Below are 22812 nucleotides of genomic sequence, written 5' to 3' on the forward strand. Positions count from 1 at the left end.
GCGCAAAATCACATATTGGCTAACCCGCATGCGCTGCGCGCGGTATAGTTATTCTTTCCGAATATTAATTGCTCTGGTGTTATGGTTGAAATCACGTCCACAGAAATGACTCCACCTACCGAAGATTCGCGAGATTTCCGTCCAATGCGCGGTATCAGTAACCGCCATCTGCAGACGATGCTGCCGCGTTTAATTCGCCGCAAGGTGAAGTTCGATGCCCACTGGCAGCGTCTGGAATTGCCAGACGGTGATTTTGTCGATCTGGCGTGGAGTGAAGATCCGCAGCAGGCGAAACACAAACCGCGCCTGGTGGTTTTTCACGGCCTGGAAGGCAGCCTGAACAGCCCCTACGCACATGGCCTGATTGAAGCAGCACAAAAGCGCGGCTGGCTGGGTGTGGTGATGCATTTTCGCGGCTGCAGCGGCGAACCAAATCGTCTGAACCGCATTTATCACTCCGGTGAAACAGAAGACGGCACCTGGTTTTTACACTGGCTGGAGCGTGAGTTCGGTCGTGTGCCGACCGCAGCGGTAGGCTATTCGCTTGGTGGAAACATGCTGGCCTGCCTGCTGGCAAAAGAAGGCACCGAGATTCCAATTGATGCTGCGGTTATCGTCTCTGCCCCTTTCGTGCTGGAAGCCTGTAGTTACCACATGGACAAGGGATTCTCCCGGGTCTATCAGCGCTACCTGCTTAATCTGTTGAAAGCCAATGCCTCGCGTAAGCTTGAGGCTTATCCTGGCTCACTGCCGGTGAGTCTGGCCCAGTTGAAATCTCTACGTCGCATTCGCGATTTTGACGATCTGATCACCGCCAAAATTCACGGTTTCGCCGATGCGATAGACTATTACCGTCAGTGTAGCGCCATGCCATTGCTTAATCAGATCGCCAAACCGACGCTGATTATCCATGCCAAGGATGATCCGTTTATGGATCATCATGTGATCCCTGAACCGGAAAACCTGCCCTCGCAGGTGGAGTATCAGCTTACTGAACACGGCGGCCATGTCGGATTCATTGGCGGTACGATACGCCATCCGGAGATGTGGCTGGAATCCAGAATCCCGGACTGGCTGACAACGTATCTGGAGACTTCATCATGATTATTCCCTGGCAAGACATCTCCCCGGACGCGCTGGACAATCTGCTTGAAAGCTTTGTCTTGCGCGAAGGCACCGATTATGGTGAACATGAACGCTCGCTCGAACAAAAAGTCGCCGACGTCAAACGCCAACTACAATCAGGTGAAGCCGTGCTGGTGTGGTCCGAATTGCATGAAACGGTCAACATTATGCCGAGGAAGCAGATTCGCGAGTAATCCGTAGCCGCCGGCGACTTTACTATAATTACAACCATTTCATGGAGTTGTTATGTCTGCCAAACATCCGGTGATTGCGGTAACAGGATCCAGCGGCGCGGGGACCACCACCACCAGCCTCGCGTTTCGTAAAATATTCGCGCAGTTAAATCTGCGCGCCGCCGAGGTGGAAGGCGACAGTTTTCATCGCTATACCCGCCCGGAAATGGACATGGCGATTCGCAAAGCGCGCGATGCCGGGCGGCATATCAGCTATTTCGGCCCCGAAGCTAACGACTTCGGTCTGCTGGAGCAAACCTTCATTGAATACGGTCAGACGGGCAAAGGTCAGTCGCGTAAATATCTACACACCTACGATGAGGCCGTACCGTGGAATCAGGTTCCGGGGACATTTACGCCCTGGCAGCCGCTGCCTGAACCGACGGATGTCCTGTTCTATGAGGGACTTCACGGCGGCGTTGTCACCCCGCAGCAAAATGTGGCCCGGCATGTCGATCTGTTGGTTGGTGTGGTGCCGATCGTGAACCTGGAGTGGATCCAGAAGCTGACCCGCGATACCAGTGAGCGTGGACACTCGCGTGAAGCGGTGATGGACTCGGTGGTGCGTTCAATGGACGATTATATCAATTACATCACGCCACAGTTTTCTCGTACGCATATCAACTTTCAGCGCGTACCGACTGTAGATACCTCTAACCCCTTTGCCGCCAAGAGTATTCCGTCACTCGATGAAAGCTTTGTCGTGATTCATTTTCGTAATTTGGAAGGGATCGATTTCCCATGGCTACTGGCCATGCTGCAGGGCTCATTCATTTCTCATATCAATACATTGGTTGTTCCGGGCGGGAAAATGGGTCTGGCGATGGAATTGATTATGCTGCCGCTGGTCCAGCGACTGATGGAAGGTAAAAAGATAGAGTAAGGTGTTTTTTTGCCGGATGGCGGCTAATGCCTTATCCGGCCTACGCGTTTAAATCCTGTAGGCCTGATAAGTGTATCGCCATCAGGCATAACATCACGAAGCGGCAACCACTTCATAGGAGTGGGTAATGTTCACCGCCTTTTCCAGCATCAGCGCCACGGAGCAATATTTTTCCGCCGAAAGATCGACCGCGCGAGCGACGGACGCATCTTTCAGATCGTTACCCGTTACAACGAAATGCAGGTTGATGTGGGTAAACAGGCGTGGCGCTTCATCACGACGCTCGGAGGTCAGCTTCACTTCGCAGTTGGTCACATCCTGACGACCCTTTTGCAGGATCGACACCACATCAATTGCGCTGCAACCGCCCGCAGCCATTAAGACCATTTCCATCGGGCTCGGCGCTTTATCACCGGAGTTACCGTCCATCAAAATCTGGTGGCCAGAGGCGGACTCACCGAGGAAGGTTAACCCTTCAACCCACTTAACACGTGCTTGCATATTTTATTACTCCGATGCATCAATTTTCCTGACAGATTACGCGCACACAACAAATCTCGCAACGGAAGGCGACCTGCGTCATGCTGAAGCGAGACACCAGGAGACACACGGCGAAAGCTATGCTAAAACAGTCAGGATGCTACAGTAATACATTGACGTACTGCATGTATGCAGAGGACATCACATTACAGGCCGTCGCACGTATTGACAGCCCCCTTCCCAGGTAGCGGGAAGCACATTTTTGCAAACCCAGAGGCAGGTAGTATTTTGGCTCTGGAGACAGCTTATAACAGAGGATAACCGCGCATGGTGCTTGGCAAACCGCAAACAGACCCGACTCTCGAATGGTTCTTGTCTCATTGCCATATTCATAAGTACCCATCGAAGAGCACGCTGATTCACCAGGGTGAAAAAGCGGAAACGTTGTACTACATCGTTAAAGGCTCAGTGGCAGTGCTGATCAAAGATGAAGAAGGGAAAGAAATGATCCTTTCTTATCTGAATCAGGGCGATTTTATTGGTGAATTAGGCCTCTTCGAAGAAGGTCAGGAACGCAGCGCCTGGGTCCGTGCTAAAACTGCATGTGAAGTCGCTGAAATTTCGTACAAAAAATTTCGCCAATTAATCCAGGTCAATCCAGATATTCTGATGCGCCTGTCCTCTCAGATGGCTCGCCGTCTGCAGGTCACGTCTGAAAAAGTTGGCAACCTTGCCTTCCTCGACGTTACCGGTCGTATCGCGCAGACTCTGCTGAATCTGGCGAAACAGCCTGACGCGATGACCCACCCGGACGGCATGCAGATTAAAATCACCCGCCAGGAAATCGGCCAGATCGTTGGCTGTTCCCGTGAGACCGTTGGTCGTATTCTGAAGATGCTCGAAGATCAGAATCTGATCTCCGCACACGGTAAGACCATCGTCGTCTACGGCACACGTTAACCCCATCGAAGTGGCGCGTTACCCCGTAATGCGCCACTTTTGTTTGCACCGATGTGGCGAAGACTGATATATCACCCTGAGATCAACTACGCACTACGACAGACGCTGGTGCTATGTTTACCTGTGGCCGTCGGTCTGATCATCGGGCAGCTTCATCTGGGGCTCCTCTTCTCCCTCGTCCCTGCCTGCTGCAATATTGCCGGTCTTGATACCCCGCATAAGCGCTTTTTCAAACGCTTAGTGATTGGTGCGTCTTTGTTTGCCGGATGCAGTCTGATCATGCAGATACTGCTGGCACAGACTATACCGCTGCCGCTGATCCTCACTGGCCTGACGCTGATTCTTGGTGTAACCGCTGAATTAGGCCCTCTGCATGCACGACTACTACCTGCCTCGCTTATCGCGGCAATTTTCACGCTCAGCCTGGCCGGGAACATGCCCGTCTGGGAGCCACTGCTGATCTACGCGTTGGGTACATTGTGGTACGGCCTGTTCAACTGGTTCTGGTTCTGGATGTGGCGTGAGCAGCCGCTGCGTGAGTCGCTCAGCTTGTTGTATCGTGAATTAGCCGATTACTGTGAGGCCAAATACAGCCTCCTGACTCAGCATGCCGATCCGGAAAAAGCGCTACCCCCCCTGCTTGTGCGCCAACAAAAAGCGGTAGATTTGATTACCCAGTGCTATCAGCAAATGCATATGCTGTCGGCACATCGCAACAACGATTATAAGCGCCTGCTACGTGCCTTTCAGGAGGCGCTCGATTTACAGGAACATATTTCCGTCAGCCTCCACCAGCCGGAAGAGGTGCAAAAGCTGGTAGAACGTAGCCACGCCGAACAGGTGATCCGCTGGAACGCGCGCACCGTCGCCGAACGCCTTCGCGTTCTGGCCGATGACATTTTGTATCACCGCTTGCCAACACGTTTTTCAATGGATAAACAAATTGGCACGCTGGAGAAAATTGCCAACCAACATCCGGACAATCCGGTAGGACAATTTTGTTACTGGCACTTTAGCCGTATTGCCCGCGTGCTACGCACCCAGCGCCCACTGTATGCCCGGGATTTAATGGCTGACAAGCAGCGTCGGTTGCCGCTTATCCCCGCACTGAAAAGCTATATGTCGTTGAAATCCCCAGCGCTGCGTAATGCCGGACGCATCAGCGTCATGTTGAGCATTGCCAGCCTGATGGGCAGTGCTTTACATCTGCCAAAACCCTACTGGATTTTGATGACAATCCTGTTCGTCACGCAAAATGGCTACGGGGCGACCCGGGTACGTATTTTACACCGTTCAGTAGGGACGCTCGTTGGCCTGGTGATCGCTGGCGTCACACTGCACTTTCATATTCAGGAGAGTTACACGCTGGCAGGCATGCTGCTGATAACCCTGGTGAGTTATCTGACCATCCGTAAAAACTACGGCTGGGCTACCGTCGGCTTTACGGTCACCGCGGTATACACCCTGCAGTTGCTGACACTGAACGGGGAACAGTTTATCGTGCCGCGGTTTATCGATACGGTCACTGGTTGCCTAATCGCCTTTGGCGGGATGCTCTGGCTATGGCCGCAGTGGCAGAGCGGCCTGCTGCGTAAAAACGCCCACGATGCGTTAGAAGCCGATCAGGAAGCCATCCGCCTGATCCTTAGCAACGATCCGCAGGCCACACCGCTGGCGTATCAACGCATGCGGGTCAACCAGGCGCATAACACGTTGTTCAACTCACTTAACCAGGCGATGCAGGAGCCAGGATTCAACTCGCACTATCTGGCGGACATGAAACTGTGGGTTACGCATAGCCAGTTCATCGTCGAACACATCAACGCGATGACCACGCTGGCAAGGGAACATACGATGCTGACGCCGGATTTGGCGCAGCGGTATCTGGAGTCCTGTGAAATTGCGATCCAGCGCTGTCAGCAACGGCTGGAATATGACGGCCCTGGAAGCTCCGGCGATGTAAATATTCTCGAGGCGCCAGAGATGCTGTCCCACGGGCCTTTAAGTACCCTTGAGCAGCATCTACAGCGGATATTAGGGCATCTGAACACCATGCATACCATTTCGTCGGTAGCATGGCGTCAGCGACCGCATCACGGGATCTGGCTGAGCCGCCGGTTGCGAGATATGAAGGGTTAAGCTCTACTGCCAGATGCGCTACGCTTATCCGGCCTAAGATCGTCAAGCCACCACTTTCGCAACGGCCTGCGCGAAGCGCTGCATCCCTTCATCAATATCGGCCTGCTCCACCACCAGCGACGGCGCGAAACGCATCACGTCTGGTCCGGCGTTCAGTACCATCACGCCTTCATTCGCCGCGGCGTACAAGAAATCACGCGCCCGGCCTTTAAACTGCGGCTTCAGTTCGGCGCCGATCAGCAATCCCATCCCGCGAATGTCGCTAAAAATGTCGAACTGTTGGTCAATCTTCTGCAAATGTTGAACAAATGCCTGGCGTTTGGCCTGAATACCTTCCAGCACTTCCGGCGTGTTGATGATATCAAACGCAGCTCCCGCAACCGCACAGGCCAGCGGATTACCGCCATAAGTGGAACCATGCGAGCCCACGTGGAACGCCGAGGCAATCTCCTGGGTAGTCAGTACCGCACTCACCGGGAAGCCGCCGCCGAGCGCCTTGGCACTGGTCAGGATATCCGGCGTCACGCCGTAGTGCATATAGGCAAACAGTGACCCGGTACGCCCCATCCCGCTCTGTACTTCATCAAATACCAACAGCGCCTGATGCTGATCACAGAGTTCACGCAAGCCTTGCAGGAATGCCGGCGTTGCCGCAGTCACGCCCCCCTCACCCTGAATAGGCTCGATCACCACCGCGCAGGTGTGATCATCCATTACCGCTTTGACTGCATGGAGATCGTTAAACGGTACATGGATAATATCCGCCGGTTTGGGTCCAAAGCCGTCGGAATATTTCGGTTGCCCGCCGACGGATACGGTAAACAGCGAACGACCGTGAAACGCGTTGTGGAAGGCAATAATCTTGGTTTTGAACGGGCTATGGCGCACGCAGGCATAGTGGCGCGCCAGCTTAAAGGCGGTTTCGTTAGCTTCGGTACCGGAGTTCATGAACAGTACGCGCTCGGCGAAGGTCGCATCAATGAGTTTACGACCTAAGCGTAACGCCGGTTCGTTGGTGAAAACATTGCTGGTATGCCACAGGGTTTCGCCCTGGGTGGTTAACGCCTCAACCAGCGCCGGATGGCAATGCCCTAACGCGGTAACTGCAATACCGCCTGCGAAATCAACATACTCTTTACCCTGTTGATCCCACACTCGACTCCCTTTCCCTTTTACCGGGATAAACTCAGCCGGTGCATAAATCGGCAGAATCACTTCATCGAATGTCGCGCGTGTAATTGCAGTTTGTTCAGTTGCCATGTCATTACCACCCTGTTAAGCAGAAATGCTAGTGAGATTATAATCACAAAATATGAATAAAAAATCACTGAATAGCAACCACAAATCACCGATTGAGAAAATTAGCCAGCAGCTGATGCCCCTGTTCGCTGAGAATGCTCTCCGGGTGAAACTGCACCCCCTCCATATCCCACTCCCGGTGACGAATACCCATGATCTCCTGCGTTTCACTCCAGGCGGTCACCTCAAAGCAGTCAGGAAGGGTTTCGGGAGCGACCACCAGAGAATGGTAGCGCGTTACCGTTAATGGATTGGCGAGTCCCTGAAAAACCCCCTGCTCGTTATGCGAAATAGGCGACGTTTTACCGTGCATCACTTTAGCCGCCCGCACCACGGTCGCGCCAAAGGCCTGCGCCATCGCCTGGTGCCCCAGACAAACCCCCAGCAGAGGGATCTTCCCCGCGAAATAGCGAATAACATCCAGCGAAATACCGGCGTCATCCGGCGTGCAAGGTCCCGGGGAAATGACAATTTTTTGCGGATTCAGCACATCGATTTGCGACAGCGTCAGCTCGTCGTTGCGCCTGACAAGGACATCAGCCCCCAGTTCACAGAAGTATTGATACAGGTTCCAGGTAAATGAATCATAGTTATCGATAAGCAGAATCATGGCGGCTCCGGTACATAAGAACCGCGCTATTCTACTCAGTTTCCGGAACTACGCTTACCACTTTACGAAATATCACCCGCAGCGCAGACAGGTCGCCCATCGCCCCGTTCTGATTAGCCCGGTTCCATTCTTCAACCTGGATGCCATCCCAGCTCAACATATACCCGGCATGAATCGCTAACTGTTCGAAGAAAATACGCTGCGCCAGACCGCTGCCAATACGAAACGGATGCAGTACGTTGATTTCACAATAATAGTGCGCAAGTCGGTCGACAAATTTATCCTCCGATAACCCCACCAGCCAGGACTCGTCTTCCAGGTCCTGCATCAGCGCATTGCCCTCTTTCTCGATATAAGCGAAATGGCAAAAGCGGGTATCACCCTGGTAAATATCGACTTCTCGCAGATGTCCCGCCCAGTCAAAAATATCCTGATAGAGTTGGCGATGAATAGCGCACAGATGCGGCAAACCCCGTTTAAGCGGGCCCAATTCGATAGTGGCTGCGCGCAGCGCCGTCAACTCATAAGCGGCCTGCGCCAGACGCTGCGCCTGGTGAATACCCAGGCGGTTACGCATGACATTCAGGCCCGGATACAAGTAGGGGTCACGTCCATCACCGAATTTATCGCTCATAGTGCCTCCTCAACGCTTCAAGACGCGCCAGCGCGTCTTCAGCGCTCAGGGTAACCTGTGGAATATCCACGCCTTCCAGCCGCCGACTGGCCTGGAAATTGGCGTTTCGCCGTTGTTCCCAGACCCTGGACTTTTGTTTATCGGTGAGTTTTTTCACGTGACCTCCCTGAATGAGCCGACACTTGCCACAAGTATAAGCAGCAATTTCGGGTTACGCAGAGAAGCGAGAGAACGCGGGCAAGCATTGCCCGCGCAAAATACGATTACGGCAGGACTTTGGCAGACAGGATAACAATCGGTTTTGACGGAACATTCTGGTAAGGACCCACATCATGGGTCTGAACCTGAGAGATCTTATCCGCGACATCCATCCCTTTCACAACTTTACCGAAAACAGCGTAGCCAAAGTCGCGCTGGCCGTGATCGAGGAAAGCGTTGTCTGCAATGTTGATAAAGAACTGGCTGGTCGCGCTGTCTTTATCCGCAGTACGCGCCATGGCAATCGTGCCACGGGTGTTACGCAGTCCGTTATCGGCTTCATTCTTGATTGGCGGGTTAGGTTTCTTCTGCTGCATCTGCTCGGTAAAACCACCGCCCTGCACCATAAAACCAGGGATCACACGGTGGAACGTGGTGTTGTTATAGAAACCACTGTTGACATAATCGACAAAGTTTTGCACTGAAACCGGGGCTTTCTGACTGTTCAGCTCCAGCTCAATGTTACCGGCAGAAGTTGTCAGCAGGACATGCGGGTCCCCTTTTGCTGCCAGTGCTGCGGGAGAGAGAGCAGAAAGGGCGAGAACAGCTGCAACAGCCGCCAGAGTCGATTTGAGCATGAGAATTCCTTAACAAGAGCAGAAATGAAGCAAGTGAATTGATTCTAAAGAGCCTTCAAGGACAAGGCCATCCCTTTACCTAATTTTACGTACCTGAAACAAATGTAACCTTACTGCTGCATCACTCAATGTGATTTAGATCACATACAAAATGTAATAAATAAAGTCATTACCAATAAATATTTAAATACGTCACAAAAGCGCCTAAAATCTGCCCGCTCACGGCGCAGTCAATGCGCCTTACACTTCTATACAGGCCAGTCATGACTAACAGCAATCGCATCAAGCTCACATGGATTAGCTTTCTCTCCTACGCCCTGACAGGTGCGTTGGTAATTGTCACCGGGATGGTGATGGGAAACATCGCAGACTATTTCCATTTGCCCGTTTCCAGTATGAGTAATACCTTCACCTTCCTGAATGCAGGCATTCTGATCTCTATCTTTCTGAATGCATGGTTGATGGAAATTGTGCCACTGAAAACTCAGTTGCGCTTTGGTTTTATCCTGATGGTCCTGGCTGTCGCCGGACTGATGCTCAGCCATAGCCTGGCTTTGTTCTCTGCTGCCATGTTTGTACTGGGTGTGGTGAGTGGTATCACCATGTCGATTGGTACATTCCTGGTGACCCAGATGTACGAAGGTCGCCAGCGCGGTTCCCGCCTGCTGTTTACTGACTCATTCTTCAGCATGGCGGGGATGATTTTCCCGATGGTAGCAGCGTATCTGTTAGCACGCAGTATTGAATGGTATTGGGTCTATGCCTGCATCGGCCTGGTCTACGTCGCCATTTTCCTGCTGACCTTTGGCTGCGAATTCCCGGCGCTGGGTAAACACGCGCAACAACCGGACGCCCCGGTAGTGAAAGAAAAATGGGGTATTGGCGTGCTGTTCCTGGCGATCGCCGCGCTATGTTACATCCTCGGTCAGTTGGGCTTTATCTCCTGGGTACCGGAATACGCCAAAAGTCTGGGAATGAGCCTGAACGATGCGGGTAAACTGGTCAGCGATTTCTGGATGTCTTACATGGTTGGTATGTGGGCATTTAGCTTTATCCTGCGATTCTTCGATCTGCAGCGCATCCTGACTGTACTGGCAGGTCTGGCCACCGTTCTGATGTATCTGTTCATCACCGGTACGCCGGAACATATGCCGTGGTTCATCCTGACGCTGGGCTTCTTCTCCAGCGCGATTTATACCACCATTATTACCCTCGGCTCACAGCAGACGAAGGTCGCCTCACCAAAACTGGTTAACTTCGTTCTGACCTGTGGCACCATCGGTACAATGCTCACCTTCGTGGTCACCGGTCCTATTGTGGCGCACAGCGGCCCGCTGGCGGCATTGCAGACGGCTAACGGTTTGTATGCTGTTGTATTCGTGATGTGCTTTATTCTTGGGTTCGTCACGCGTCATCGCCAGCATAACGCGCCAGTCACGCATTAATCTCACCGCCGGATAGTATCTGCGCTGTCCGGCACATTCTCGCCCCCTCTTCCTTTCGCTGGTCATGTAGGCCAACTCTTACAAAAGCCCTTTAATTTGTATGCTTTTTATACAAACACGAAAAGCCAGTTAATTCCGTAACTTATAAAAATGCAGTTAAATCAGCCATATACCTCTTAAGGAGTATATAAAGGTGAATTTGATTTGCATCAATAAGCGGGGTTGCTGAATCGTTAAGGTAGGCGGTAATAGAAAAGAAATCGAGGCAAAAATGAGCAAAGTCAGACTCGCTATTATCGGTAATGGTATGGTCGGCCATCGCTTTATTGAGGATCTTCTTGATAAATCCGACGCTGCCAATTTTGATATTACCGTCTTCTGTGAAGAACCCCGCAAAGCGTACGACCGTGTACACCTGTCTTCCTACTTCTCCCACCACACCGCCGAAGAGCTTTCTCTGGTGCGTGAAGGATTCTACGAGAAGCACGGCGTTAAGGTGTTAGTGGGCGAGCGCGCAATTACTATCAACCGCCAGGAGAAGGTGATCCACTCCAGCGCAGGTCGTACGGTCTATTACGATAAACTGATCATGGCAACGGGCTCTTACCCGTGGATCCCACCGATTAAAGGTTCGGAAACCCAGGACTGTTTCGTTTACCGGACCATTGAAGACCTCAACGCTATTGAGTCTTGCGCGCGTCGTAGTAAGCGCGGCGCCGTCGTCGGTGGTGGCCTGCTGGGTCTGGAAGCCGCTGGCGCTCTGAAAAACCTCGGCGTTGAAACTCACGTCATTGAATTCGCACCGATGCTGATGGCTGAACAGCTGGATCATATGGGTGGCGAGCAGTTACGTCGCAAAATTGAAAGCATGGGCGTGCGTGTGCACACCAGCAAAAATACCAAAGAGATCGTTCAGGAAGGCACCGAAGCACGCAAAACCATGCGTTTTGCCGACGGTAGCGAACTGGAAGTTGATTTCATCGTCTTCTCCACCGGTATTCGCCCACGCGACAAACTGGCGACTCAGTGCGGCCTGGACGTCGCGCCGCGCGGCGGGATCGTGATTAACGATTCTTGCCAGACCTCTGACCCGGATATCTACGCCATCGGCGAATGCGCCAGCTGGAACAACCGCGTGTATGGTCTGGTGGCCCCAGGCTACAAAATGGCGCAGGTTGCCGTTGACCATATTCTCGAAACCGAAAACGCCTTTGAAGGCGCGGATCTGAGCGCCAAACTGAAGCTCCTCGGCGTAGATGTTGGCGGGATTGGCGATGCGCATGCGCGCACGCCGGGCGCCCGTAGCTACGTCTATCTCGACGAAAGCAAAGAAGTCTACAAACGCCTCATCGTTAGCGAAGATAACAAAACCCTGCTCGGCGCGGTTCTGGTGGGCGACACCAGCGATTACGGCAATTTGCTGCAACTGGTGCTGAACGCCATCGAACTGCCAGAAAATCCGGATTCACTGATTCTGCCAGCACACGCAGGCAGTGGTAAGCCGTCTATCGGCGTGGATAAACTGCCGGACAGCGCGCAGATTTGCTCCTGCTTTGATGTCACTAAAGGCATGCTGGTTGCCGCTATCAACAAAGGCTGCCACACCGTGGCGGCGCTTAAAGCAGAAACCAAAGCCGGTACCGGCTGCGGCGGGTGTATCCCGCTGGTAACGCAGGTTCTGAACGCCGAACTGGCGAAACAGGGGATCGAAGTTAACAACAATCTGTGTGAGCATTTCCCGTACTCACGTCAGGAACTGTTCCATCTGATCCGTGTAGAAGGTATTAAAACCTTCGAAGAACTGCTGGCAAAACACGGGAAAGGCTACGGCTGTGAAGTGTGCAAACCGACCGTAGGTTCCCTGCTGGCGTCCTGCTGGAATGAGTACATCCTCAAACCACAGCACACACCGCTGCAGGACACCAACGACAACTTCCTGGCAAACATCCAGAAAGACGGTACCTACTCCGTGATCCCGCGCTCTGCGGGCGGTGAAATTACGCCGGAAGGCCTGGTTGCCGTGGGTCGTATCGCGCGTAAATTTAACCTGTACACCAAAATCACCGGTTCTCAGCGTATCGGCCTGTTCGGCGCGCAGAAAGATGACCTGCCGGAAATCTGGCGCCAGCTGATTGAAGCGGGCTTTGAAACCGGCCATGCGTACGCCAAAGCACTGCGTATGGCGAAAACCTGCGTCGGTAGCACCTGGTGTCGTTATGGCGTCGGCGATAGCGTCGGCTTCGGCGTGGAACTGGAAAATCGCTACAAAGGTATTCGTACCCCGCACAAAATGAAATTCGGCGTCTCCGGCTGTACCCGCGAATGTGCGGAAGCTCAGGGCAAAGACGTGGGTATTATCGCCACTGAGAAAGGCTGGAATCTGTACGTTTGCGGTAACGGTGGGATGAAACCTCGCCATGCGGATCTGCTGGCAGCGGATATCGATCGCGAAACGCTGCTCAAGTACCTTGACCGTTTCATGATGTTCTATATCCGTACCGCCGATAAACTGACCCGTACCGCGCCATGGTTAGACAATCTGGAAGGCGGTATCGAGTATCTGAAATCAGTCATCATCGACGACAAACTGGGTCTGAACCAGCACCTGGAAGAAGAGATGGCCCGTCTGCGTGAGGCGGTGGTCTGCGAGTGGACGGAGACTGTTAACACCCCATCCGCACAGGTTCGCTTCAAACACTTTATCAACAGCGATCAACGCGATCCGAATGTCCAGGTTGTGCCTGAACGTGAACAACATCGTCCGGCCACGCCATACGAGCGTATCCCGGTCACTCTGGTGGAGGAAAACGCATGAGCCAGTGGAAAAACATCTGCAAAATCGATGACATTCTGCCTGCAACAGGCGTCTGCGCCCTGTTAGGTAGCGAGCAGGTTGCGATTTTCCGCCCATATCACAGCGACCAGGTGTATGCGATCAGCAACATTGACCCGTTTTTTGAGTCGAGCGTGTTGTCTCGTGGGCTGATTGCGGAGCATCAGGGCGAATTGTGGGTCGCCAGCCCGCTGAAAAAACAGCGCTTTCGTTTAAGCGACGGACTGTGCATGGAAGACGAACAGTTCTCCGTGAAACATTACGAAGCCCGCGTGAAAGACGGCACGGTACAACTGCGCGGTTAATTAATTTTTGGGAGGCGCAACGCCTCCCCTTTTTTGTATTTTTTTCATTGTAATTGTTATCACCAAATCATTTGTGCTGCATCGCGGCGGCAACTGAGCAATCCCCCAGGAGCATAGTTCACTATGTGACTGGGGTGAGCGAGGGCAGCCAACAAAGAGGCAGTGCAAAGGATGAAGTGAGAAAAGGATAATCAAATGTTTACTGACACTATCAATAAGTGTGCGGCCAATGCTGCGCGCATCGCACGCCTGTCGGCTAATAACCCACTCGGATTCTGGGTCAGCTCCGCCATGGCAGGAGCCTATGTTGGCCTTGGCATCATCCTTATTTTTACGCTCGGTAATCTGCTTGACCCGTCTGTGCGTCCGCTGGTGATGGGTGCAACCTTTGGTATTGCATTGACGTTGGTGATTATTGCCGGTTCCGAACTGTTCACAGGCCATACAATGTTCCTGACACTTGGCGTAAAAGCGGGCACCATCAGCCACGGTCAGATGTGGGCCATTTTGCCGCAAACCTGGCTGGGAAATCTGGTGGGTTCCGTGTTTGTCGCCCTGCTGTACAGTTGGGGTGGCGGTAGCCTGCTGCCGGTCGATACCAGCATTGTACATACGGTTGCACTGGCAAAAGCCACCGCGCCTGCAACGGTACTTTTCTTTAAAGGCGCACTGTGTAACTGGTTGGTTTGTCTGGCTATCTGGATGGCAATCCGTACCGAAGGTACAGCAAAGTTCCTCGCAATCTGGTGGTGTTTGCTGGCATTTATCGCTTCCGGCTATGAGCACTCGGTTGCCAACATGACACTGTTTGCCCTCTCCTGGTTCGGTCATCACAGCGAGGCGTATACCTTGTCAGGAATTGGTCATAACTTGCTGTGGGTGACACTCGGTAATACTTTGTCCGGTGTCGTATTCATGGGATTGGGTTATTGGTATGCTACGCCAAAATCGGAGCGTCCGGCTCCGGCAAAAATCAACCAGCCAGAGGCGGCTGCTAATAATTAATTAAGGGGTAATGTCGTGGACCATTTGCCTATATTTTGTCAACTACGTGACCGCGACTGCCTGATCGTCGGCGGTGGTGATGTCGCAGAACGCAAAGCGCGGTTACTGCTGGAAGCGGGCGCCCGTTTAACGGTTAATGCGCTGGCGTTTATTCCGCAGTTTACCGTATGGGCAGATGAAGGCATGCTGACGCTGGTTGAGGGACCGTTCGATGAGTCCCTGCTCGACACCTGCTGGCTGGCTATTGCCGCCACCGATGACGACGCCGTCAACCAAAGCGTCAGTACTGCTGCGGAGTCACGCCGCATCTTCTGTAACGTGGTCGATGCGCCAAAAGCAGCCAGTTTTATCATGCCCTCCATTATCGATCGCTCGCCGCTGATGGTGGCGGTTTCCTCCGGCGGTACATCGCCGGTGCTTGCCCGTCTGCTGCGTGAAAGACTCGAATCCTTACTGCCTCAACATCTGGGTCAGGTCGCGCAGTATGCAGGCAAGTTGCGTTCCCGGGTGAAAAAACAATTTGCCAGTATGGGTGAACGTCGCCGCTTCTGGGAAAAATTGTTCGTTAATGACCGACTGGCACAGTCGCTGGCGAACAGCGATCAGAAGGCCGTCGAGGAAACCACCGAGCAGTTGCTCAGCGAACCGCTGGACCATCGTGGTGAAGTGGTGCTGGTTGGCGCCGGTCCTGGCGATGCCGGGCTATTGACACTGAAAGGGTTACAGCAGATCCAGCAAGCGGATGTCGTGGTTTATGACCGTCTGGTTTCCGACGACATCATGAATCTCGTACGCCGCGATGCTGACCGGGTGTTTGTCGGTAAACGCGCGGGCTACCACTGCGTCCCGCAGGACGAGATTAACCAGATCCTGCTGCGTGAGGCGCAACAGGGCAAACGCGTCGTGCGACTGAAAGGTGGCGACCCGTTCATCTTTGGCCGCGGCGGTGAAGAGCTGGAAACCTTGTGCCACGCCGGTATTCCATTCTCCGTTGTGCCAGGGATTACCGCAGCATCCGGTTGTTCTGCCTATTCCGGCATTCCGCTGACCCATCGTGATTACGCCCAGAGTGTACGTCTGGTCACCGGACACCTGAAAACCGGCGGAGAGCTGGACTGGGAAAACCTTGCAGCCGAAAAACAGACGCTGGTGTTCTATATGGGACTGAACCAGGCCGCAACCATCCAGGAAAAATTGATCGAGTTTGGCATGCAGCCTGATATGACCGTCGCGCTGGTAGAAAACGGGACTTCCGTGAAGCAACGCGTCGTCAACGGGGTACTGACGCAGCTCGGTGAGCTGGCACAACAGGTTGAAAGTCCGGCGCTGATTATTGTCGGTCGCGTGGTTGGACTGCGTGATAAACTCAACTGGTTCTCAAACCATTAATTGAACGTTAAATAGATGCCCTTAATATCAGGGCATCTATTTATGATTCATAAGAATCAATATTTAATCTACACAATATATCATTCATAGCATTCATCATTTCATTAATTACAGATACATTTCATAGTATTTTAATCCATTAAAAATATATTCCACACAAACATTACTATGTCCTTATTCGGACTATTTAAAATTTTCCTTAGTTGATATCTTAATCGACGAGAAATGGATTTCATCCATTTAAAAAACAGATATCTTACAAGGATTTTATCATGTTTAAATTTGCAAAAATCACCATCGTGGCAGGTGTACTGGCTACGCTGACTGCATGTACTGGTCATATCGAAAACAAAAAAAATAACTGTAGCTACGATTACTTACTGCATCCGGCTATTTCAATTTCTAAAATTATTGGTGGTTGCGGCCCGGCTGCAGATCAGTAATAGAAGCGATTGCGCAGATACAAAAAAACCGGGAACTCCCCGGTTTTTCCATTTATAGATTAGATACTCATTCACACATCATCGCATTCACGCTCTCGCGCAAAATACGTAGTACGGTCTCTTCTCCACTGCGATTTGGATTAATGCGAATCGCATAATCACCCAACGACGGATTTGCTTCACGAAATGTCCCGGAAAGGCGATAGAACAGCGGCGGGATCTCATACTTCGACTCCGCTCCCACCGGGTACGGTAGCGCGCCTCTTTCTTGCGCCACCTTCAGCACGCGGGCGGCAATCGGCTGGTGAAACTCCACGATCAGTACCTTCGACTGGGCATTGGCAATAACAGCCTGTTTCACCTCGGGTAGCACTCCGCTATTGAGCATCGTTAGCAGCCGTTCAGTTACCCCAGCCTGTACCGCATGCATTACAGGGGCGAAAACCAGGCCACGCAGCACTTCCAGTGCTTGCCCCCCCTGGATCTGGCTGCCACCGGAATAGAGGCTGGTACGGATTTTAGCGATAACCTCCGCCTTGCCGACAACCGCCCCTACGCCTTCCGGACCGAAGAGCTTAAAGCAGGAAAAGGTGGACAGCGTCGCCCCTCGTTCACAACCAATTCCGTCTACTTTCATCACCGCGTAGTTATCATCGGTTAACGTCGGTACGCCGCATTGCGTTATTTCCGCCAACACATCCGCTAAAACGTAACGGTCCTGCGGTTGCTGCCGCGTATGCTGTACCAGCGCGGCGTCAGGGCGATACTGCGTAATAGCCCGCATGATTGCCGAGGGGCAGTTGAAATCAGCCCTGACCAGGGTGATGCCCATCTGCTCGATGATCACCTGTGTTGTCGGATACACAGGCGCGTCGTGAACCAGCAGTCGCTGCCCAGGTTTGAGGAGTGCAGCCAGCCCGGCGCGAATAGCCCCGGTGCCTGCGCCCTGGACCAGGGCAGCGGCCTCAGCATGAAAAGCCTCGGCCAACACCTTTTCCACACGCTGCGTGACCCGGGGCTGATTCAGCCCCGGAGCCAGTCCCAAATCTCCGCCGGACAGAAAATCAGCACCCGGAAAGTGACGGCAGATCACATCCACCAACGCAAACTGCTTCTGCTGTGCCTGCGCAATCGTCAGGCTTTGCAGAGGGAACGTCTTCATGTTTTACACCTCCTCAGGCCGGAACAAACAGACCAAACCAGTAGAGAATATTCAGCACAATACCGGTGATCATTACTGCCACGACCGGGGCTGCCATCTTCTGAACCGGACGCCCTATCGATTCGTTGAGGAAGTAGATCGCCACCGCAATCGAGAAACCGGTGTAGCCAGCCATCTTGATGGCGGCAAAAATCGAGCCTACCAACAGCGCCATTTCCATCAGCATATTCATCGCATTACGAATATTGTCCGACGCGTTACGCACTGATGGATAACGCCCCAGCCATTTGCCAATTGAGCGTAGCAGCAGCACTTCTGCGGAAATCACGATAGCGCCAAGGATTGCCGCTATCCACGGGTTCGGAGCCAGATAGCCAACGGAATAAACAAAGGTGAAGCCCGCTACCGCGTATACACCGGTTGCCAGCGCGGTGGTGGCAATCAACGGCACAAAACCCAACCCACGCATAAATTCTGCCAGCGCCGCCTGGTTAACCAGCGTCTGCGATTGCTCCGGCGTAATCCCCGCCGAATAGGCTTTTTCCAGCGTAAAAATTGAAACTTCGCTACCAGCGAAAATCTTCATACTGGCGACGGCGGCAATCAGTGCACCGACAATCGCGATGTACGGCAGGTTTTTAATAATCCGCGAGGTTCGTTCTTCAAAGACCGATAGCCCGCTGCCATCCATCTCTTCATCGCCACGGTGGCGAATATCATGCGTAATGGCAATCACCAGCAGCATCATCATCCCCACAAAAATCTCAATCGATTCCGGGTTCAGATGCGGGAAGTAACGCACCACCACGACGCGGGTCATCAGCACCACCACCGCCGCGATAATGCTGTGTTTCCAGCCAAACTGGTAGAAAATCGCGACCAGCGGGAAAAGTGCGAATGCGGAAACGACCGGAGAACTCAGCTCGCCAAGGCTACCCAGTACATCAACCGGCAACGCTGTGAGCAGATGGTTCACCGGCAGCAGGCAGGTCAGAATCAGTACGCCCCAGATAGCCCCCAGACCGAACGCCAACAGGCTGTTCATTGCCAGCACACCGAGAATATCCGTCGGCAGGAACAGCAGCCAGGCGTTAAGTAAGCCGGTTTTCAGAGTAAAGGAGATCCCAACCGACGCGACAAAGCCAATACTCAGACCAAACGCGATACTTCCCGCCTCGCGGCGATTCATGTACCCCTCGATCAGCTGCGGCAGAATCGGACGGATGCCGTCATGAAAGACAGCCGCCGAACGATGCGCCAGAAGTGACGTCATGCCGGTCAGGCAGGCCACCACCACAATCTGAATATACAGATCCATAGTCATGCCTTTTATTTCAGATGGTTAACCAGCATCGGAATCGCATGTTCAACATGTTCGACGGAGAGACCAAATGCCACTTTCCCTTCCGCGACCATTTTTGCGATCTGTTCGTCTTTCGCCTTAATACCTGGCTTGGCGATAGTGCAGCTTTTGTTGTAGCCAATCACCGCGATGGCAATCGACAGCGCAGCCCCCGCGCCGGTGTTACACGCACCGATGTAGTAATCCAACTGTCCGGATTTCACCTTCATTGCCGCCTCCATATCGTTATGAATGGAGACTTCAAAACAGCCCGGAGCGGCAGTTTCGATAGTTTTTTTAATCTGCTCACGCTGTAAGCCAGCAACGCCAATCTTTTTCATGATTCTGTCCTTATTGGAAAAATTTTGAAGGGTTATCATGTAACATCGTGTCCACATCGGCCTGACTGAATCCTGACTGGCGCAGCTGTGGGATAAAGGTGGTTAACAGGTAGTCGTAGCCATTACCGCCATTGGCTTTTAAATGCGAGCGGCGGGTAATGTCCATAGAGAGCATGACGTGGCTAAGCAGTCCGCGATCGCGTATCGCATGCAGCATGGCGATGCGTTTCTCATCCGGGTAATAGTTGTTTTTACCGATGGTATCGAACTGCACATACGCGCCGAGATCAATCATGCGATAGATGTTGTCGAGGTTATCTTTCAAATCACAATGACCCACGGTCACACGGGAAAGGTCAACGCCGTGCGCCTTCAGCAGAGCCAGCTGTTCCAACCCCATCGTGCTAAAAGAGGTATGGGTCGAGATAGGGCGTCCGGTTTCGCGATGTGCCCGCGCTGCAGCGATAAACACCTTCTCTTCAAGCGGCGTAATTACCCCTTCGCTGGAGCCGATTTCCGCGATAATTCCGGCTTTCAATTCAGTGCCATCAATACCGACGACAATCTCATCGACCATCTCCTGCGCGAGCTGCTCTACGCTGCAGGTTGCGACATGTTCAGGGAAAAACGCATCCTGGTAATAGCCTGTACAGGCCATAACGTTAATTCCGGTATCACGCATCAGTGAGAGCATGAATTGCGGATTACGTCCCATATAGCGGTTGGTCATCTCAATAATGTTGCTGACGCCTGACGTCCGGAGATCCTTCATCTCCTGACAGATGAGATCGTACTGATCTAACCGGCAGTCGAGGTTATTCTTGAACCCGGAGAGATCGATATGCAGATGCTCGTGGACCCAGGTGTAGCCCGTCGGATCAAAATTCATAAGGTGTCTCCTGAAAGCCGTAAAGCCGAAAGAAAAGAGCTGCCGTTTTGCGGTCGCTGCGCGCCAAAAAACTCGCACACCGTCGCGCCAACATCGGATAACGTCGCCCGGATGCCTAATTGCGCAGGCTCCAGGCCCTGTTGATACACCAGAACTGGCACAACTTCCCGGGTATGATGGCTGTGCCCAATGGTCGGATCGTTGCCGTGATCGGCCATGACCACCAGACAGTCATTGGGATCCATGGCAGCCAGAAGGCGCGAAAGATTAAGATCGACAAGCTGTAATCGTTCGGCATACCGCGCGACGTCTTCAGCGTGCCCGGCAAGATCGGTTTCCTGAATGTTGGTACAGATAAATACCGTCGACTCAGCGTTAAATTCGTTAAGGGTGATATCCATGATCTGCTGGCTATCCACCAAGTTTTGCCAGTTGCGCCCGTGCGGATTGCCAACGATATCCGCCACTTTACCGACCAGCACGGTAGGGATCCCGGCGTCATGCAGTTTTTGCGGTACCTGTACCTGCTCATCTACGCCAAAGCCCATATGCCTGACCTGAAAGCCGTTTTCATACGCGCCAGAACGTGGGGCATTAATGCCAACAAAGCGCCCTTCCATCGTTTCGGCGGCATCCAGAATGCGCTGGCTGTTCGCAAGCTGGCCGCCAAAGGTTATGACGCGCCCGACCTGAACCTGTTCACGCACTATGCGGCCAATCTTTAGCACCTCATCAAACGCAATGGCGGACAGGTTGGCAGTGACGTTGTAGACCTGACCTAAATCAGCCTCGAGGTTATCGCCCACCGCAACCGCATTGTTGACCCACAGAAACGCCAGCTCGCTACCACGGCGTTCCACCTGCCAGCCCGCCAATTTCAGCGCTTGCTCAACGCCATCGATGACGTCGTTAAATGGCATCCGCAGAGGCGCCTGAGGCCGTGTGCCTAAAATTTCCTGATGCCCCATAAAGGTATCGCCACCTTCATGCTGCAACTGTGCAACGCCCCAGACTGCCGATTCCGAAGGATTCATCACGCCTGGCGTATAACCCAACGCGTTAATCAATCCCAACTTTTCCAGCGTAGGTAGCCGTAACTGCGGGAATTCACTCAGGATATGTCCACAGGTATTCGCCCCGGCATCCTGAGGTCTAACCCGCGCAACGTCTTTCATTGCGCCGACGCCAAAACTGTCGATTACCAACACCACGAATCGGGCCATTAGTCCTCCAGAATATTGCCGAGACTGTCATAACGCGCGACGATTTCAGCCACGCCACGCTGGATACCCGACACCAACACCACGTCGCTGCGCGTCACGAAGATCTGGGTGCGAAAACAGAAGATCACTGCGCTGCTCACCGGAAACTCACCGGCTACGGGCAGGTAGTAATCGATACTGCTGTCGTCAACGGGTTTTAGCTTCGCGGCTATGGGGGCGTCATTTTCCGGCGTAAAGACCAGTGCGTTTTGCGCATGACCGCGACGGTAATAGCCCCCGCCGTAGCAATAACTGTCCCCGCGAAACGTGTGCGAGACCTCGCTCAGCCACAGCATCGCAATACGTTCAGGCTGGTCGCCCTTTTGATTGGCAGGGATGGTGCCTGTCAGCGCATGACCCGGCTCGGCGTGGGTGACGCCATATTCCGCCAGTAGGGGTAATGATGTGCAGCTACTGGCTGACGGCGCATTAAGCTGATCAATAGTAATTCCGGCTTGGGCCAACTGACGCCGGGCACTCACCAGCGTGTGCAGATTAGGCGTCGGCATCGTCTGCGCGGAGTTTTCATCCCATAACAGGCACGGGAAATGGGTGAGGCCGCTCAGGCGCAGGCCCGGCAGTCTGCGGATTTCATTGACCACATCCGTCAGATATATCAGCGGAAAGCCGCTTTCTTGCCCCGGATAGAGAAAATCATCCTTGTCATACACCTTCAGCATCACGTTTTGCTGGCAACCGGCCTTCACCGCCGCCGCCGAAACTTCGCGCGCTTTCTCCAGCGAAAACAACGTAATGACCTCGGTTCCTTGTGCGACAGCCTGATTGACCTGTCGCGAAGGGATCTGCACCAGATGTCCCTGATGCGCCACCGGCAACCCGGCACGGCGCATGACGCGACTCTCCTTGTAATCGACAACCACGATGCCTTCATAGCCAAGCTGCAATAGTTTCTCCGCCAGCCATGGATTGCGTCCAACCTGTTTGGTCATCAGGTACAGCGAGATGCCATACTGCCTGGCGACGTCCAGCAGGCGTTTGCCATTATCAATAACCTGGTCAACATCAATAACCCAACTGTCAGGCGCGATCTTTCCCTGCTGCCACAGCGCGACAGCGGCGGAGATTAGCGCGGGGTTCTGGCGTTTCAATGCGTCTATAAACATTTCTCTGCCTCGTTTCTAATCCTTCAGCTAAATATTCATTTTTTTGAATATTTAGGATGCAATACGCTATTTC

Annotated in this window: 22 protein-coding genes and 1 pseudogene; 11 read left to right on the top strand and 12 right to left on the bottom strand. The window is 53.1% G+C overall.

Annotated features, from left to right (window positions below; genetic code table 11):
- The first annotated feature begins 44 nt into the window (after positions 1 to 44).
- The 3 genes and pseudogenes from OGX99_RS04155 to OGX99_RS04165 all read left to right on the top strand — a co-directional run bounded on the left by OGX99_RS04155 (position 45) and on the right by OGX99_RS04165 (position 2241).
- Positions 45 to 1104 (top strand): annotated as a pseudogene (locus OGX99_RS04155) (hydrolase).
- Complete coding sequence (locus OGX99_RS04160) at positions 1101 to 1319, top strand: YheU family protein (protein WP_187253777.1); 219 nt, start codon at positions 1101 to 1103, stop codon at positions 1317 to 1319. The pseudogene OGX99_RS04155 and the gene OGX99_RS04160 overlap by 4 nt, the downstream one beginning before the upstream one ends.
- A gap of 52 nt (positions 1320 to 1371) precedes the next feature.
- Positions 1372 to 2241 (top strand): phosphoribulokinase, encoded by an 870-nt coding sequence (locus tag OGX99_RS04165; protein WP_003827751.1) that lies wholly within the window; start codon positions 1372 to 1374, stop codon positions 2239 to 2241.
- 93 nt (positions 2242 to 2334) lie between these two features.
- Here OGX99_RS04165 and OGX99_RS04170 read toward each other — a convergent pair whose 3' ends face one another.
- Complete coding sequence (locus OGX99_RS04170; protein ID WP_151216828.1) at positions 2335 to 2742, bottom strand: OsmC family protein; 408 nt, start codon at positions 2740 to 2742, stop codon at positions 2335 to 2337.
- A 306-nt stretch (positions 2743 to 3048) separates the two neighbouring features.
- On the opposite strand from OGX99_RS04170, the gene crp reads away from it, so the two are divergent.
- Complete coding sequence (crp, locus tag OGX99_RS04175; RefSeq protein ID WP_000242758.1) at positions 3049 to 3681, top strand: cAMP-activated global transcriptional regulator CRP; 633 nt, start codon at positions 3049 to 3051, stop codon at positions 3679 to 3681.
- Positions 3682 to 3732: 51 nt separating this feature from the next.
- Positions 3733 to 5820 (top strand): YccS/YhfK family putative transporter, encoded by a 2088-nt coding sequence (locus tag OGX99_RS04180; RefSeq protein ID WP_151217209.1) that lies wholly within the window; start codon positions 3733 to 3735, stop codon positions 5818 to 5820.
- Positions 5821 to 5862: 42 nt separating this feature from the next.
- On the opposite strand, the gene argD is transcribed toward OGX99_RS04180, so the two are convergent.
- The 5 genes from argD to ppiA all read right to left on the bottom strand — a co-directional run bounded on the left by argD (position 5863) and on the right by ppiA (position 9199).
- The gene (gene argD / locus OGX99_RS04185; RefSeq protein WP_187253778.1) at positions 5863 to 7080 is read right to left on the bottom strand and encodes a bifunctional acetylornithine/succinyldiaminopimelate transaminase; all 1218 of its coding nucleotides are present in this window, start codon (positions 7078 to 7080) and stop codon (positions 5863 to 5865) included.
- A gap of 85 nt (positions 7081 to 7165) precedes the next feature.
- Entirely contained in the window at positions 7166 to 7729 is a 564-nt protein-coding gene (gene pabA, locus OGX99_RS04190) for an aminodeoxychorismate synthase component 2 (protein WP_151216830.1), read from the bottom strand.
- A 31-nt stretch (positions 7730 to 7760) separates the two neighbouring features.
- Positions 7761 to 8363 carry a putative adenosine monophosphate-protein transferase Fic gene (locus tag OGX99_RS04195; RefSeq protein ID WP_286542775.1) on the bottom strand — a complete coding sequence of 201 codons (603 nt, stop codon included), beginning with the start codon at positions 8361 to 8363 and terminating at the stop codon, positions 7761 to 7763.
- Positions 8353 to 8520, bottom strand: coding sequence for a FicA/YhfG family antitoxin (gene ficA / locus OGX99_RS04200; RefSeq protein ID WP_151216832.1), 168 nt, complete (start codon positions 8518 to 8520; stop codon positions 8353 to 8355). Before ficA ends, OGX99_RS04195 begins: the two co-directional genes overlap by 11 nt.
- Positions 8521 to 8626: 106 nt before the next feature.
- The gene (ppiA, locus tag OGX99_RS04205) at positions 8627 to 9199 is read right to left on the bottom strand and encodes a peptidylprolyl isomerase A (RefSeq protein ID WP_003023595.1); all 573 of its coding nucleotides are present in this window, start codon (positions 9197 to 9199) and stop codon (positions 8627 to 8629) included.
- A gap of 263 nt (positions 9200 to 9462) precedes the next feature.
- On the opposite strand from ppiA, the gene tsgA reads away from it, so the two are divergent.
- The 6 genes from tsgA (at position 9463) to OGX99_RS04235 (ending at position 16619) form a co-directional block, all read left to right on the top strand.
- Positions 9463 to 10644 (top strand): MFS transporter TsgA, encoded by a 1182-nt coding sequence (gene tsgA, locus OGX99_RS04210; protein ID WP_151216833.1) that lies wholly within the window; start codon positions 9463 to 9465, stop codon positions 10642 to 10644.
- A 271-nt stretch (positions 10645 to 10915) separates the two neighbouring features.
- On the top strand, positions 10916 to 13459 hold the full coding sequence (nirB, locus tag OGX99_RS04215; protein ID WP_252838524.1) for an NADPH-nitrite reductase large subunit: 2544 nt from the start codon (positions 10916 to 10918) through the stop codon (positions 13457 to 13459).
- On the top strand, positions 13456 to 13782 hold the full coding sequence (gene nirD / locus OGX99_RS04220; RefSeq protein ID WP_151216835.1) for a nitrite reductase small subunit NirD: 327 nt from the start codon (positions 13456 to 13458) through the stop codon (positions 13780 to 13782). The genes nirB and nirD overlap by 4 nt, the downstream gene beginning before the upstream one ends.
- A gap of 195 nt (positions 13783 to 13977) precedes the next feature.
- Positions 13978 to 14787 carry a nitrite transporter NirC gene (nirC, locus tag OGX99_RS04225; protein ID WP_187253782.1) on the top strand — a complete coding sequence of 270 codons (810 nt, stop codon included), beginning with the start codon at positions 13978 to 13980 and terminating at the stop codon, positions 14785 to 14787.
- A gap of 15 nt (positions 14788 to 14802) precedes the next feature.
- The gene (gene cysG / locus OGX99_RS04230) at positions 14803 to 16176 is read left to right on the top strand and encodes a siroheme synthase CysG (RefSeq protein ID WP_151216837.1); all 1374 of its coding nucleotides are present in this window, start codon (positions 14803 to 14805) and stop codon (positions 16174 to 16176) included.
- Between the two features lie 272 nt (positions 16177 to 16448).
- The gene (locus tag OGX99_RS04235; RefSeq protein WP_187253783.1) at positions 16449 to 16619 is read left to right on the top strand and encodes a YhfL family protein; all 171 of its coding nucleotides are present in this window, start codon (positions 16449 to 16451) and stop codon (positions 16617 to 16619) included.
- A 67-nt stretch (positions 16620 to 16686) separates the two neighbouring features.
- Here the strand turns inward: OGX99_RS04235 and OGX99_RS04240 are convergent, their stop codons facing one another.
- Genes OGX99_RS04240 through OGX99_RS04265 form a run of 6 tightly spaced genes read right to left on the bottom strand, consistent with a single transcriptional unit; the run spans position 16687 to position 22739 of the window.
- Positions 16687 to 17781 (bottom strand): aminotransferase class I/II-fold pyridoxal phosphate-dependent enzyme, encoded by a 1095-nt coding sequence (locus tag OGX99_RS04240; RefSeq protein WP_151224121.1) that lies wholly within the window; start codon positions 17779 to 17781, stop codon positions 16687 to 16689.
- 13 nt (positions 17782 to 17794) lie between these two features.
- Positions 17795 to 19099, bottom strand: coding sequence for a YhfT family protein (locus tag OGX99_RS04245; protein WP_151216839.1), 1305 nt, complete (start codon positions 19097 to 19099; stop codon positions 17795 to 17797).
- Positions 19100 to 19110: 11 nt separating this feature from the next.
- A complete protein-coding gene (locus tag OGX99_RS04250; protein ID WP_187253785.1) occupies positions 19111 to 19464 on the bottom strand; it encodes a DUF2620 domain-containing protein in 354 nt (117 codons plus the stop codon).
- 10 nt (positions 19465 to 19474) lie between these two features.
- Positions 19475 to 20353, bottom strand: a complete 879-nt coding sequence (locus OGX99_RS04255; protein ID WP_151224122.1) for a phosphotriesterase-related protein — start codon at positions 20351 to 20353, stop codon at positions 19475 to 19477.
- Positions 20350 to 21576: a phosphopentomutase gene (locus OGX99_RS04260; RefSeq protein WP_151216841.1), complete on the bottom strand. Its 1227-nt coding sequence runs from the start codon at positions 21574 to 21576 to the stop codon at positions 20350 to 20352. The genes OGX99_RS04255 and OGX99_RS04260 overlap by 4 nt, the downstream gene beginning before the upstream one ends.
- On the bottom strand, positions 21576 to 22739 hold the full coding sequence (locus tag OGX99_RS04265; protein ID WP_151216842.1) for a YhfX family PLP-dependent enzyme: 1164 nt from the start codon (positions 22737 to 22739) through the stop codon (positions 21576 to 21578). Before OGX99_RS04265 ends, OGX99_RS04260 begins: the two co-directional genes overlap by 1 nt.
- Between the last annotated feature and the right edge of the window lie 73 nt (positions 22740 to 22812).

The sequence above is a fragment of the Citrobacter sp. Cu096 genome (genome assembly GCF_030332285.1).
Classification (GTDB): domain Bacteria; phylum Pseudomonadota; class Gammaproteobacteria; order Enterobacterales; family Enterobacteriaceae; genus Citrobacter; species Citrobacter meridianamericanus.

Excerpts from the sequence above, each read along its gene's own strand:
- OGX99_RS04160 (WP_187253777.1), top strand. The coding sequence starts at position 1,101 with ATGATTATTCCCTGGCAAGACATCTCCCCGGACGCGCTGGACAATCTG.
- OGX99_RS04165 (WP_003827751.1), top strand. The coding sequence starts at position 1,372 with ATGTCTGCCAAACATCCGGTGATTGCGGTAACAGGATCCAGCGGCGCG.
- OGX99_RS04170 (WP_151216828.1), bottom strand. The coding sequence starts at position 2,742 with ATGCAAGCACGTGTTAAGTGGGTTGAAGGGTTAACCTTCCTCGGTGAG.
- crp (WP_000242758.1), top strand. The coding sequence starts at position 3,049 with ATGGTGCTTGGCAAACCGCAAACAGACCCGACTCTCGAATGGTTCTTG.
- OGX99_RS04180 (WP_151217209.1), top strand. The coding sequence starts at position 3,733 with ATGTGGCGAAGACTGATATATCACCCTGAGATCAACTACGCACTACGA.
- argD (WP_187253778.1), bottom strand. The coding sequence starts at position 7,080 with ATGGCAACTGAACAAACTGCAATTACACGCGCGACATTCGATGAAGTG.
- pabA (WP_151216830.1), bottom strand. The coding sequence starts at position 7,729 with ATGATTCTGCTTATCGATAACTATGATTCATTTACCTGGAACCTGTAT.
- OGX99_RS04195 (WP_286542775.1), bottom strand. The coding sequence starts at position 8,363 with ATGAGCGATAAATTCGGTGATGGACGTGACCCCTACTTGTATCCGGGC.
- ppiA (WP_003023595.1), bottom strand. The coding sequence starts at position 9,199 with ATGCTCAAATCGACTCTGGCGGCTGTTGCAGCTGTTCTCGCCCTTTCT.
- tsgA (WP_151216833.1), top strand. The coding sequence starts at position 9,463 with ATGACTAACAGCAATCGCATCAAGCTCACATGGATTAGCTTTCTCTCC.
- nirB (WP_252838524.1), top strand. The coding sequence starts at position 10,916 with ATGAGCAAAGTCAGACTCGCTATTATCGGTAATGGTATGGTCGGCCAT.
- nirD (WP_151216835.1), top strand. The coding sequence starts at position 13,456 with ATGAGCCAGTGGAAAAACATCTGCAAAATCGATGACATTCTGCCTGCA.
- nirC (WP_187253782.1), top strand. The coding sequence starts at position 13,978 with ATGTTTACTGACACTATCAATAAGTGTGCGGCCAATGCTGCGCGCATC.
- OGX99_RS04235 (WP_187253783.1), top strand. The coding sequence starts at position 16,449 with ATGTTTAAATTTGCAAAAATCACCATCGTGGCAGGTGTACTGGCTACG.
- OGX99_RS04240 (WP_151224121.1), bottom strand. The coding sequence starts at position 17,781 with ATGAAGACGTTCCCTCTGCAAAGCCTGACGATTGCGCAGGCACAGCAG.
- OGX99_RS04245 (WP_151216839.1), bottom strand. The coding sequence starts at position 19,099 with ATGGATCTGTATATTCAGATTGTGGTGGTGGCCTGCCTGACCGGCATG.
- OGX99_RS04250 (WP_187253785.1), bottom strand. The coding sequence starts at position 19,464 with ATGAAAAAGATTGGCGTTGCTGGCTTACAGCGTGAGCAGATTAAAAAA.
- OGX99_RS04255 (WP_151224122.1), bottom strand. The coding sequence starts at position 20,353 with ATGAATTTTGATCCGACGGGCTACACCTGGGTCCACGAGCATCTGCAT.
- OGX99_RS04260 (WP_151216841.1), bottom strand. The coding sequence starts at position 21,576 with ATGGCCCGATTCGTGGTGTTGGTAATCGACAGTTTTGGCGTCGGCGCA.
- OGX99_RS04265 (WP_151216842.1), bottom strand. The coding sequence starts at position 22,739 with ATGTTTATAGACGCATTGAAACGCCAGAACCCCGCGCTAATCTCCGCC.